At 41.5% G+C, this 12818-nt stretch carries 13 protein-coding genes and 1 riboswitch; of the genes, 5 read left to right on the top strand and 8 right to left on the bottom strand.

The window, feature by feature from the left end; all coding sequences use genetic code 11:
• Positions 1-39 precede the first annotated feature (39 nt).
• The 3 genes from CYG50_RS04125 to rhlE form a co-directional block, all read right to left on the bottom strand.
• The gene (locus tag CYG50_RS04125; RefSeq protein ID WP_004256598.1) at positions 40-288 is read right to left on the bottom strand and encodes a GlsB/YeaQ/YmgE family stress response membrane protein; all 249 of its coding nucleotides are present in this window, start codon (positions 286-288) and stop codon (positions 40-42) included.
• A 161-nt stretch (positions 289-449) separates the two neighbouring features.
• Positions 450-1391, bottom strand: a complete 942-nt coding sequence (gene dusC / locus CYG50_RS04120; protein ID WP_102138375.1) for a tRNA dihydrouridine(16) synthase DusC — start codon at positions 1389-1391, stop codon at positions 450-452.
• Between the two features lie 168 nt (positions 1392-1559).
• Entirely contained in the window at positions 1560-2897 is a 1338-nt protein-coding gene (rhlE, locus tag CYG50_RS04115) for an ATP-dependent RNA helicase RhlE (protein ID WP_102138374.1), read from the bottom strand.
• 285 nt (positions 2898-3182) lie between these two features.
• Here rhlE and CYG50_RS04110 point away from each other — a divergent pair, with 285 nt between their 5' ends.
• The 5 genes from CYG50_RS04110 to CYG50_RS04090 all read left to right on the top strand — a co-directional run bounded on the left by CYG50_RS04110 (position 3183) and on the right by CYG50_RS04090 (position 9030).
• Positions 3183-3881, top strand: coding sequence for a CerR family C-terminal domain-containing protein (locus CYG50_RS04110; protein WP_181489876.1), 699 nt, complete (start codon positions 3183-3185; stop codon positions 3879-3881).
• A 152-nt stretch (positions 3882-4033) separates the two neighbouring features.
• Positions 4034-5029 (top strand): secretion protein HlyD, encoded by a 996-nt coding sequence (gene hlyD / locus CYG50_RS04105; RefSeq protein ID WP_102138372.1) that lies wholly within the window; start codon positions 4034-4036, stop codon positions 5027-5029.
• 9 nt (positions 5030-5038) lie between these two features.
• The gene (locus CYG50_RS04100; protein ID WP_102138371.1) at positions 5039-6778 is read left to right on the top strand and encodes an ATP-binding cassette domain-containing protein; all 1740 of its coding nucleotides are present in this window, start codon (positions 5039-5041) and stop codon (positions 6776-6778) included.
• Positions 6775-7914, top strand: coding sequence for an ABC transporter permease (locus tag CYG50_RS04095; protein WP_102138370.1), 1140 nt, complete (start codon positions 6775-6777; stop codon positions 7912-7914). The genes CYG50_RS04100 and CYG50_RS04095 overlap by 4 nt, the downstream gene beginning before the upstream one ends.
• 9 nt (positions 7915-7923) lie before the next feature.
• Positions 7924-9030: an ABC transporter permease gene (locus tag CYG50_RS04090; protein ID WP_102138369.1), complete on the top strand. Its 1107-nt coding sequence runs from the start codon at positions 7924-7926 to the stop codon at positions 9028-9030.
• A gap of 212 nt (positions 9031-9242) precedes the next feature.
• On the opposite strand, the gene CYG50_RS04085 is transcribed toward CYG50_RS04090, so the two are convergent.
• The 5 genes from CYG50_RS04085 to moaA all read right to left on the bottom strand — a co-directional run bounded on the left by CYG50_RS04085 (position 9243) and on the right by moaA (position 12265).
• Complete coding sequence (locus CYG50_RS04085; protein WP_004256664.1) at positions 9243-9950, bottom strand: Bax inhibitor-1/YccA family protein; 708 nt, start codon at positions 9948-9950, stop codon at positions 9243-9245.
• Between the two features lie 133 nt (positions 9951-10083).
• The gene (gene moaE, locus CYG50_RS04080; RefSeq protein WP_102138368.1) at positions 10084-10536 is read right to left on the bottom strand and encodes a molybdopterin synthase catalytic subunit MoaE; all 453 of its coding nucleotides are present in this window, start codon (positions 10534-10536) and stop codon (positions 10084-10086) included.
• Between the two features lies 1 nt (position 10537).
• Positions 10538-10783 carry a molybdopterin synthase sulfur carrier subunit gene (moaD, locus tag CYG50_RS04075; RefSeq protein WP_102138367.1) on the bottom strand — a complete coding sequence of 82 codons (246 nt, stop codon included), beginning with the start codon at positions 10781-10783 and terminating at the stop codon, positions 10538-10540.
• Complete coding sequence (gene moaC / locus CYG50_RS04070; RefSeq protein WP_102138366.1) at positions 10783-11259, bottom strand: cyclic pyranopterin monophosphate synthase MoaC; 477 nt, start codon at positions 11257-11259, stop codon at positions 10783-10785. Before moaC ends, moaD begins: the two co-directional genes overlap by 1 nt.
• Before the next feature lie 25 nt (positions 11260-11284).
• Complete coding sequence (gene moaA, locus CYG50_RS04065; RefSeq protein WP_102138365.1) at positions 11285-12265, bottom strand: GTP 3',8-cyclase MoaA; 981 nt, start codon at positions 12263-12265, stop codon at positions 11285-11287.
• A riboswitch (molybdenum cofactor riboswitch) is annotated at positions 12255-12394 on the bottom strand. (Overlaps the previous gene by 11 nt.)
• Between the last annotated feature and the right edge of the window lie 424 nt (positions 12395-12818).

Genomic DNA, 12818 nt, shown 5'->3' with positions numbered 1-12818 from the left:
TGGCTTATAGAATAAAGATTTATCAAGTAGAGAAAATAGCTATTTGGCAAATATCCCAGCTAAGAACAGCACGACTATCGCTCCGATAACCGCGACAACAAAGCTACCAAAGTTGAAGCCATCAACTTTTCCTTTACCAAAGAAAGTGCTGATGTAACCACCCACAACAGCACCAACAATCCCCAACACGGTGGTCATAATGAACCCCATGTGGTAAGTACCCGGCATCAGCCACTTAGCTAAAACACCAGCAATTAGACCAAAAATAATCCAAGCTATTACACCCATCTTACGCCTCCCAGACTAGGTAATTTCACGACATACATCAAAATATTCTCAGACAACAGTATGAGCTTTAAATAAATTAAATCGCTCTCCTACCAATTAAGTAAAGACCCTATGAGTTAATTTCGCAACTATAAAATTTTGCTAATTAACATTATTCATAACTAATTACTCACAATTTCAGTTATCACTTGCGCAATCTGTTGGGCATTTTTTAACGATCTAACCTGAGAAAACAGTTCATCTGCCTGATGGTATTCTTTACGTAAATAACCTAGCCACTGCTTGATTCGAGCAGCATGGTAATGGCCTGTATCTCCTTGTTTTTCAAGCTCCGTATACTTTAATAACAACCTGCCAACCTGCTCCCAAGGCATTTTAGATTCATTAAATTTGACCACCCGGCTAAGGTTTGGGGTGTTTAGTGCTCCACGACCAATCATCACGGCATCACAACCTGTGATTTCAAGGCAGCGCTGTGCGCTCGCATAATCCCAAATTTCACCATTAGCAATCACTGGGATCGATAATTTACGGCGGATCTCTCCAATAGCAGACCAATTAATACTCTCTGCTTTATAACCGTCTTCTTTCGTTCTACCGTGAACAGTGAGTTCTGTTGCCCCTGCCTGTTGAACCGCATCTGCAATTTCATAAGCAAATTCAGAGCTATCCCACCCTAAACGGACTTTAACCGAAATAGGTAATTCTTTTGGAACCGCTTCTCGCATTGATTTAGCAGCTCGATAAATTAAATCAGGTTGTTTCAATAATGTCGCACCACCGCCATGGCCATTGACTGTTTTTGATGGACACCCGCAATTTAAATCAACCCCCCAAGATCCTAACTCGACCGCTCGGTTTGCATTTTCTGCTAACCACTGAGGATGCTGCCCTAACAGCTGTACACGGACAAGTGTCCCTGAAAGGGTTCGACTTTCATGCTTTAGCTCAGGGCATAAACGGTAAAATGTTTTTGCGGGTAAAAGGGTATCAACCACACGAACAAACTCTGTTATGCACAGGTCATAGTCATTAACTTCACTTAATAAACAACGAACTAGAGGATCTAAAACCCCTTCCATAGGAGCTAATAAAACGCGCATAAGTGACTCACAAAAAACGTAATAATTCCTGCTTATCATACCGTTTATTTAATTGATAAGCAGGAAAAATTCTAAGACAGGAGTGGCCAGAGACTGGCTTGAAATGTTTTTTCAAATAGCTCTAGTCAATGCTATTAACATTAAAAAGAGCTACAAGATTACGGGAGGTTAACTATCACTACGCCCTTGTTTGACTTTTTTCTGTGCGTTTTTCCATGGGGAACCCGCCCCCTTTCCTGAACTCGGCTTTGACGATGGTGCATTGCTACGACGTGGTGCTTTACTTTGATTCCTATCACCTGAACCGCCTGAACGACGTTCATTCCGTTGTGGTGTTTTTTGAATAGGCTCCGCTTTGATGGATGGGTCGGGCTCATAGCCTTCAATCGCCATCAATGGAATCGATTTTTTCAATAATTTCTCGATATCTTTTAGTAACTTAGCCTCATCAATACAGACTAAGGAAACAGCCATCCCAGTTGATTCTGCACGGCCTGTACGGCCAATACGGTGAACATAATCTTCTGCAACATTAGGTAGCTCAAAATTCACCACATAAGGAAGCTGCTCAATATCAAGACCACGAGCTGCGATATCCGTTGCTACTAAAACACGAATATCTCCAGATTTAAAGTCAGCTAATGCACGTGTACGCGCTCCTTGGCTCTTGTTGCCATGAATAGCCGCAGCTTTAACGCCATCTTTATTTAAATGCTCAGCAAGACGGTTTGCGCCATGTTTTGTACGTGTAAAGACGAGGACTTGTTGCCAATTTTCACGGCCAATCATAAACGAAAGTAGCTCTGCTTTTCTTTTTTTATCAACCAGATGCACATACTGGGTGATTTGCTCCGAAGCTGAGTTTCGTGGAGCAACTTCAATAGTCACTGGACTATTGAGTAATTTATTCGCCAGTTGTTTGATTTCGTCAGAAAACGTTGCTGAGAATAATAAGTTTTGGCGCTTTTTAGGTAACTTATTAATCACCCTACGAATATCATGAATGAACCCCATATCTAACATACGGTCAGCTTCATCAAGTACGAAAACTTCGACTTGAGAAAGATCTACCGCATTTTGGTGCGCTAAATCTAATAAGCGCCCCGGAGTTGCAATTAAGACATCAACACCGCCACGTAACTTCATCATTTGTGGGTTAATGCTTACCCCACCAAAAACCACAAAAGAACGAATACGTAAATGACGGCTATATTCTTTTACATTTTCAGCTACTTGTGCTGCAAGCTCCCTTGTTGGCGTCAAAATTAACGCACGAATAGGCTTGCGATCCTTCCCTGCTCGAGGAGTTGTAATAAGCTTTTGTAAAATTGGCAATGTAAAACCAGCTGTTTTACCTGTACCTGTTTGGGCGCTAGCTAAAAGGTCATTTCCTGCAAGCACGGCTGGGATAGCTTGTTGTTGAATAGGCGTAGGGCTTTCATAACCTAATTCATTGATGGCAAGCAAAATTTCCTCGTTTAACGCGAGGTCTGAAAAAGTAGTCAAATTAAATTACTCCGGGCTTCACCGCTTCAAATTGAATGTGGCAGTTATGGGGGAAGTGAGTCAGAAGAAAAAGCGCAAACTGCCGTGCGACACTGTGTAAAATTCTAACATTATTTACAGATGATAAATATATTAATTTAGTTTGGTTAATAAATTAATATAAAATCTCACCCGTATAGTATATATACTTACATGGTACTATGAGATGTCGTTTTTTGATTTTTATAAAAATGAAAAGCCACCAAGAGCTAATTAGATATTATTTAATTCTGAATTTTTAAAGGAATGGTTATGAATACAAATTCATCGTCAACATTGCGAGGAGAAAATGCGAAAATGCAATTGCTTCTCACTGCTGCTGATGTATATGGAGAACAAGGGCTTGATGGCGCTACCACACGCAAAATCGCACAGGCATCAGGGCAAAACATTGCCGCAATTTCTTATTATTTTGGCTCAAAAGAAGGACTTTACTTAGCTGTTGCTCAGCTTATCACAAAAACAATCCGGGACGATTTCCATGATGTATTTCAAGAAATTGACAACTTTCTAAGTCAACCTTTATCAGTTCAAGTCACTGATGATGCGCTTGGTTTACTACAAAAAACAGTCATTGCCTATAATCACTTTCAGTTGGAAAAGAAAAATTTAAGTTTTTCTCGCATATTAGCACGTGAACAACTCAACCCAACCGAAGCCTATACAATCATCCACGAACAGGCTTTAGGCCCAATACATTCGCGTCTAAACCGTTTAATTGCCATTTACATTGGTGCTGATCCCAATCATTTAACAACGCTAATTCACACTCACGCTATCCTTGGCGAAACGCTGTCATTTCGTATTGCTAGAGAGACGTTATTACGTCAAACCGGTTGGAAGCATATTAATGAAAATGAATTTAAAATTATTAATCAAGTTCTTATTGAGCATACAAATATATTATTAGCAGGCTTACGCCATCGCAAACAATATGAAAAGTGATATGATAAAAATATTAAAGTGATTTATTCACATTGATAATAACTAGAGGCTGATGATTTTATTGTAATTTATGCCACATTTTCCCACTAAAAACAGCGGCCTCTAACAACAAATTTGTTTTCATATCGTGGATTCTTTAAGTAAGGTTAGCTATGAGCAATAAAAACCGTTCTGTTGTTGTTTTCATTATTCTCATATTAATCGGCGCTGCAATTGGCGGTTATTACTACTATCAATCACAGCAAAACAAGATATTAACACTCTACGGCAATGTTGATGTCCGCACAGTAAATCTCAGTTTTCGTGTCCCGGGCAAGCTTGCATCCCTAAGCGTTGATGAAGGCGCAAAAATTATTGCAGGCCAGCAGCTTGGTCAACTGGATGACGCTCCCTACATTAACGCGTTAAATAAAGCCAAAGGGGTGCGCGACAGCGCCAAAGCCCAACTCGCTTTGAAAGAAAGTGGTTACCGCACCCAAGAAATCGCACAAGTTGAAGCGGAGTTGGCTCAAAAACAAGCAGCTTGGCAATATGCCGATAACTTTTATAAACGTCAGCAAGGGCTTGCAGCATCTCGCGTTATTTCAGCTAATGATTTAGACAACGCGAAAAACAACCGAAACCAAGCATTTGCCGCTCTTCAAGCAGCACAAGACAAGCTGAATCAATACCAAAGTGGCTTTCGCCAAGAAGAAATAGCCGCTGCACGAGGTGAATGGTTACAAGCTGAAGCGGCTGTTGCCCAAGCTGAACTCGACTTGAAAGACACCATTTTAACTGCACCTTCATCTGGGACTATTTTAACCCGAGCAATAGAACCGGGCACAATCATCAGTGCAGGTAATACCGTATTTAGCGTCACATTAACAAACCCCGTTTGGGTTCGAGCCTATGTTAGCGAACCACACCTCGGAGATGCCATCCCTGGTAGAGAGGTCTTGCTGTATACCGATAGCCGCCCGAATCAGCCTTATCATGGTTCCATCGGGTTTGTTTCCCCTACCGCTGAGTTTACGCCTAAAAGCGTACAAACCCCTGATTTAAGAACCGATTTAGTCTATCGACTGCGTATCGTTGTCAATGATGCTGACGATGCTTTACGCCAAGGAATGCCTGTGACTATTCAGTTTGCTGATAATAAACAGTAAGAGTTTGCTATGAGTGATGATTACAGTATTCGCCTATCCAACGTCGAGAAAACTTTTGCTGGCTTAGGTGCACCTGCCGTTGAAAGCTTAACAATCGATATTCATGGGGGCTCTGTAACTGGCCTTGTCGGCCCTGATGGTGCTGGAAAAACAACCTTAATGCGCATGATTGCAGGGCTATTAAAACCAGATGCTGGGAAAATTAGCGTGATGGGGCTCGACCCCATCGACGACAGCATTGCTATGCGAGCAGACCTAGGCTATATGCCCCAAAAATTTGGTTTATATGAAGACCTGACCGTACAGGAAAATTTAAATTTGTACGCAGATTTGCGTGGCGTACTCGGCGAAGAGCGGCAAAAAACCTATCAGCAGCTGCTTTCTTTCACTAGCTTAGCTCCTTTTACCAGTAGGCTGGCGGGTAAATTATCGGGCGGAATGAAGCAAAAACTCGGGTTAGCCTGTACATTACTAGGAAAACCCAAGGTTCTTTTACTCGACGAACCCGGTGTTGGCGTTGACCCCATCGCTCGGCGGGAACTATGGCAAATGGTTCATACCCTTGCTGATGATGGAATGCTGATCCTTTGGAGTACTTCCTATTTAGATGAAGCACAACAGTGTAAAAATGTACTGCTATTAAATAAAGGCAAACAGCTTTATGCAGGCAAACCTGAATTATTGACTGAAAAAATGGCGGGACGTTCCTTTTTACTCGATGTACCTGCCACACAAAAACGCACAGTATTGCAAAATGCACTCGTATTACCAGAAACTACCGATGGCGTGATCCAAGGCCGCTATATTCGCTTAATTTTGAAGCCGAATGCATCCCAAACGAATTTATTAACCGCATTAAATATGGCAGATGGGAAACTCATTGAAGCGCAGCCTCGTTTCGAAGATGCATTTATTGACTTATTAGGTGGAGGCCCATCTCATCGTTCGGAATTAGCCGCTATCGTGCCGCAAATTCCACCTGCTCCTGAAGAAACCGTCATAGAAGCGCGTAATTTAACCAAAAAATTTGGCCAATTTGCCGCAACTGATCGCGTAAATTTCCAAGTGAAACGCGGGGAAATTTTTGGTTTATTGGGGCCAAATGGTGCAGGGAAATCAACGACCTTTAAAATGATGTGTGCGTTAATGAAACCCACAAGTGGGCAAGCACTCGTTCTTGGAATGGATTTAAAAACGAGTTCAAACAAAGTCAGGCAACAACTTGGCTATATGGCACAAAAGTTCTCGCTGTACGGCAACCTGAAAGTGGGACAAAACCTGAAATTCTTTTCAGGTGTTTATGGGTTACACCATCAGCAACAAGCCAAAAAAATCCACGAAATGGTTGAGGCTTTTAATTTCAAACCGATTATCAATCAGGTTACTGAATCCCTCCCTCTGGGTTATAAACAACGTTTAGCCCTCGCCTGCTCATTGATGCATGAGCCTGATATCTTATTTTTAGATGAGCCAACCTCAGGCGTTGACCCACTCACTCGTCGGGAATTTTGGCTACATATCAATGGAATGGTAGATAAAGGCGTCACCGTAATGGTCACGACTCACTTTATGGATGAGGCAGAATATTGTGACCGTATAGGGCTGGTTTACCATGGAAAAATTATTGCAGCTGGCACGCCTGACGAGCTCAAGCAGCAAGTGACGACTACCGATAATCCCGACCCATCGATGGAAGATGCATTTATTGGCTTGATTATGGATTATGATAAGCAACAGGAGGCAAAATGACGCATTCCGCTTCTCATTTTTCGTGGCGTAGGCTTAAAGCACTATGCTGGAAAGAAAGTAAACAAATTACTCGTGACCCCAGCAGCGCCCTTATCGCTGTACTTATTCCATTGATGTTATTATTTATTTTTGGTTACGGCATCAATTTAGACTCAAGTAAATTACGCGTTGGTATTTTACTTGATCAACAAAGCTCTCAAGCACGTGAATTGGTTGATACCTTCACGGGTTCGCCATTTATCGATGCGACTATTAGTCATAACCGCCATTTATTAATCGACAAAATGCAAGCGGGTGAAATTCGCGGCATTATCGTCATTCCTGTCAATTTTTCAGCTCAATTGTTGCAAAAACAAGGCCATGCAGCTATTCAGGTTATTACTGATGGTAGCGAACCAAATACAGCTAACTTTGTGCAAGCTTATACCCAAGGTGTTTGGCAAACATGGTTGGCACAGCAAGGGGAAAATCAAGGCTACCCAACAGACCCATTAATAGAGCTCAATATGCGCTATTGGTTTAATGAAGCTGCAATTAGTCAGCATTTTATTATTCCAGGAGCAATTAGTATCATTATTACCGTAGTTGGTGCCATTTTGACCTCTTTAGTTATCGCAAGAGAATGGGAACGTGGCACGATGGAAGCATTGCTTTCAACCCAAATTACTAAAACTGAATTATTGCTTTCAAAATTATTGCCTTATCAAGTTCTTGGGTCTTTTGTGATGGTGTTATGCATGCTTGTCACCACATTTATCTTAGGGGTGCCTTATCGTGGTTCTTTATTCGTATTATTTGTCATTACCAGCCTTTATTTAGCAACCGCACTGGGGATGGGGTTATTGATTTCAACAATTACTCGCAACCAATTTAACGCAGCGATGGTCGCTCTGAATGCCGCCTTCTTACCGGCAATTATGCTCTCTGGGTTTATTTTTGAAATTGATAGCATGCCTGCAATCATTCAGGCTGTAACTTATTTTATCCCTGCCCGTTACTTTGTCAGCAGCCTACAAACGCTATTCCTTGCGGGTGATATCTATATTGTTTTATTGATAGATTTCCTGCTACTAATCGCTTCTGCAATACTATTTATTGGACTGACGGCGCTAAAAACTCGCCGTCGTTTGGATTGAGGTGAAGTTATGTTTTATCGCCTATACACCTTAATTATGAAAGAGCTTCAATCATTACTTCAAGAACCACAAACACGGGTTATTTTGATTTTACCCGTGATATTTCAGATGATTTTATTTCCCCTAGCAGCCACGCTTGAAGTGACTAACACAACCATTGCTATTTTTGACCAAGACAATGGTGAACAGTCTATCGAGCTGACTCAACGTCTCGCCAAAGCCAGTGCGTTTTCTCAGGTTTTATTATTGAAGAATGAACACGAAATTCGTGAAACGCTTGATAACCGCAAAGCGCTGCTGGTTGTCCGTTTTGGGCAAAACTTTAGTGCCGATGTTGCAAGTCGCCATAGCGCTAACATGCTGTTACTCCTTGATGGGCGTAATTCAAATAGCGCGCAAATTGCAGCAAACTATGTTGCACAAATTGTCACTCAATACCAACATGAGCTAACGCAATCACAGGCTTTGCCAAACAACAGTGAATTAATTGTTCGCAATTGGTACAACCCAAATTTAGATTATAAGTGGTTTATTGTGCCCTCATTGGTAGCGTTGATTACCACAATTGGGGTGTTGATTGTGACATCTCTTTCTATCGCGAGGGAAAGGGAGCAAGGTACCCTTGACCAATTGCTAGTATCCCCCCTGACTACTTGGCAAATATTTATTGGTAAGGCGGTGCCTGCATTGATAGTAGCGACAGCACAAGCAAGTTTGGTCCTAGTTATTGGGATCTTTTGCTATCAAATTCCTTTTGCTGGCTCCCTGCTCCTCTTTTATGCCACCATGTTATTTTACGGGTTGTCATTGGTAGGGTTCGGTTTACTCATTTCAGCACTGTGTTCAACTCAGCAACAAGCATTCATTGGGGTATTTGTATTTATGATGCCAGCGGTGCTGTTATCGGGATACATTTCCCCAGTCGAGAACATGCCAATTTGGCTGCAACAAATCACGTGGATTAACCCTATTCGCCATTTCACTGAAATCACCAAACAGATATACCTAAAAAATGCTGATTTTTCAGTTATCTTTCACAGCTTATGGCCGCTATTTATCATTGCGATAATCACCAGCTCAGTGGCTTATTATTTATTTAGGAAGAAAATAGCGTGATCATAAAGAAATCACATTACGCTTTGGAAGCACAATTTAAAGCATTGGAACTACCATTAACGCTTTGAATAACAAGCAAGCTAATAATATCCAAATCATATTTTACGATAGTATTTAGATCAAAAAACCCTTGTTACCGAAGTAACAAGGGTTTTCAATTTTAACGACGTCTATCCCCTCATTTCATCGCATTATGAGGAGAGTCACTGAATTTAGCGACGGTCACCGAAGATACGCAGTAACATTAAGAACAGGTTAATGAAGTCTAAATACAGAGACAGTGCACCCATAATAGAGTACTTACGCATTGTTTCCCTGTCGTCTTCATCAATTTGTGAACCCATTTCTTTCAGTTTTTGAGTGTCATAAGCGGTTAAAGCAGCAAACAGTAAAACACCACCGTAGGTGATCACCCAATACATCATGGTGCTTTGCAGCCAGATGTTAACCAAAGAAGCGACAACAATACCGATCAGCGCCATAAACAGGAAGTTACCCATACCTGTTAAGCTACGTTTAGTGGTATAGCCGTAGAAGCTTAATGCACCAAACATCACTGCGGTAATAACAAATGTGCCCGCAACGGACTCACCAGTATACGCAGCAAGAATAACTGAAATTGTTAAGCCTGTGAGCAATGAATAGAGCATAAACATGCCCGTTGCTGCCATGCCACTAATTTTTTGTAGCAGAAATGAAATGCCCATCACTAAACCAAGTTCAGCAATAATCATTCCGAAAAAGAGGATTTTATTGGTTGCAATGGTGTAGTACAAACCACTGCTAACTGAATACCATGCCACAAAAGCTGTCAGCAGTAGACCGACTGTCATCCAGCCGTATACTTGCGACATAAATGCCTGAACGCCAGTATTGGCACCCTGGACAAGAGAATCATTACGTTGATCAAACTGACCCATGATGGTTACCCTTTCGCTAAAAGAAAAATCGACCCAGTAAAAATACTGCAATCGGAGAAATTAACCAAAGTCTAACACATTCTTTTGACAATACCATTCAGCAAATTCGTATTTTTTAGCGGAAAAAATGCGATTACCAGCGGTTTGCAGACGCTTCGTCAGTTTCTTTCGCTTCCACCCAACGTTCATTTTCAGGTAAGGTTTCTTTTTTCCAAAATGGGGCTTTGGTCTTTAAGTAATCCATAATAAATTCAGCGGCTTGAAATGCAGCGTTACGGTGGGCGCTCGTGACCCCAACAAAAACAATTTCTTCACCTGGTTGTAAGGTACCAATGCGGTGGATCACACTAACTCGCTGCAATGGCCAACGTTCTTTTGCTTCTACGACTATATTTGCTAACGCTTTTTCGGTCATTCCTGGGTAGTGCTCGAGCGTTAATGCCGCCACACTATCACCTAAATTATGGTTACGCACTTTCCCTGTAAAAGTCACAACAGCGCCATCACTATCACACTGCGCAAGCCATTGATATTGTTCACCAACACTAAAATTTTCTGTTTGTACTGCAATATGAGTGTTTTCCATATTACCCCCCAGTGACTGGTGGGAAAAAGGCCACTTCATCCCCTTCTGAGAGTGGGTGGTCTAGTGAAACAAATGATTGATTAACAGCGGCAAGTAATTTGCCATCTTCAAGTGCCAACGCCCAGCGATCGCCTTTTTGTGAAAGGGCTTGGCGTAAGTCTTCCACTTTTTGGTAAGTCTCTGTAAGTTCTAAGCGATCCGTTCCAACTAGCTCACGGACTTGAGCAAAAAATAATACTGTGATCATTATTCCACCTTAAAATGTCCAGACTTACCGCCTGTCTTTTCTAACAAACGAACAGGGCCAATCACCATATCTTTTTGCACTGCCTTGCACATGTCATAAATCGTCAAAGCAGCAACAGATGCAGCAGTTAACGCTTCCATTTCTACCCCTGTTTTCCCTGTTAACCGGCAACAAGTTTCAATACGGACACGGTTATGTTCAGGTTCCGCTTTCAGGGTTACTTCAACTTTAGTTAACAATAGTGGGTGACATAATGGGATAAGCTGCCAGGTATTTTTTGCCGCTTGAATACCCGCAATACGCGCTGTAGCGAACACATCCCCTTTATGATGACTACCATCAACAATCATCGTTAAGGTTGCTGGGTTCATAGAGACATAAGCTTCTGCGCGAGCTTCACGGACAGTTTCAGCTTTGGCTGAAACATCAACCATATGCGCCTCGCCCGACGCATTAAGGTGAGTCAGTTGGGACATATTTTCTCCTGAAATCAAAAAAGGATTAACCGCCAATTACGGATAAATTTGGTGTAATTCCGCTATCACCCATATGCAGAAAATGGGTTTCTCGTTTATGGTGTAAGCCTCGCTGAATACGGGCTTTCAACGCTTCGTTTTGGTCATCTGCGCCCAATAAATCACGAAGCGGAATGCCATTTTCACCAAATAAACATAAATGCAGATTTCCTAATGAGGAAACGCGTAAGCGGTTACAACTTTGGCAAAAATCTTTTTCGTACGGCATGATAAGCCCGATTTCGCCTTGGTAATCTGGATGACTAAAGACTTGCGCTGGCCCATCACTACGAGAACGAGGAAGCATATACCAGCCTTCTTCGATTAAACGTTCGCGAATAGTTTCACCTGAAATATGAAAACGTTGGAAGATATCACTACCATCACCGGTTTCCATGAGTTCAATAAAACGTAATTGAATTGGACGGTGTTTGATCCAATTTAGGAATGACTTCAACGCAATGTCATTGACATTTTTCATGAGCACGGCATTAACTTTTACTTTTTCGAAGCCTGCTTCAAAAGCAGCATCAATGCCTTTCATCACCTGAAAGAATTTGTCTTGCCCTGTGATAGCCGCAAATTGGCGTGGATCTAAGCTGTCAACGCTCACATTAATCGCGTTCAACCCTGCGGCTTTCCATTCTTGCACGTCTCGCGCCATACGATAGCCGTTAGTTGTCACGGCTATTTTTTTGATTGATTCATTTTCATTGATGGCAGCAATAATATCACTGAAATCCTTGCGCATAGTCGGCTCACCGCCCGTAATACGCACTTTTTCTGTGCCTAATTCTGCGAATGCTGTGCTAATACGACGAATTTCATCGAGTGTTAAGAATTCATGACGACCGCTTGGCTTGTAGCCATCGGGTAGGCAGTATGTGCAACGAAAGTTGCAAACATCTGTTATAGAAAGCCGAAGATAGTAAAATTTCCGGTCAAATTGATCGACAAGTTGCTGCATAATCACACCTTTCCAAGTACGGGAGATGCAGACATTTCTATCTTGCACCCTGGTGGCTCTAGGCCACGGCCAGTGCATCATATTCAGTCGTTCAAACTTAGACGCAAAGGCTAGGAGTTTTATTTGGAACCGAGTTACTGATTTTAAACTATAAAATACGCCACTCTGTTCACTTAATTTATGTAAGGATTCTAGCCGATAGAAATTGAAAAAGCGAATTACAATTCGATATATACTATTATATACAACGACTTACGAAAAACATAGTTGGATCACCGAAGCTATTATTATCACTGACAATTTTCTGTTTTAACACGCTTTAAACCGCATAATTTCATGTTAATTGATTAACATCTCTAACTATTTAATTAAACATTTATTGATATAGATCTAAAACGGGGAGCAAGCTCCCCATCTAATTGTTTACGTTGTAAATAACAGCACTTAACGCTTATCAAAACCGGTATTTCAAATTAAATAATTGGCATATCAATTAAAAATAAATAGTAAGGCACAAAATTTATTAACCAAAACGCCACAACGTAAAGTATGA

Origin of the sequence: Providencia huaxiensis (genome assembly GCF_002843235.3) — a bacterium.
Taxonomy (GTDB): Bacteria; Pseudomonadota; Gammaproteobacteria; order Enterobacterales; family Enterobacteriaceae; genus Providencia; species Providencia huaxiensis.
This window is presented reverse-complemented; position numbering and strand designations above follow the sequence as displayed.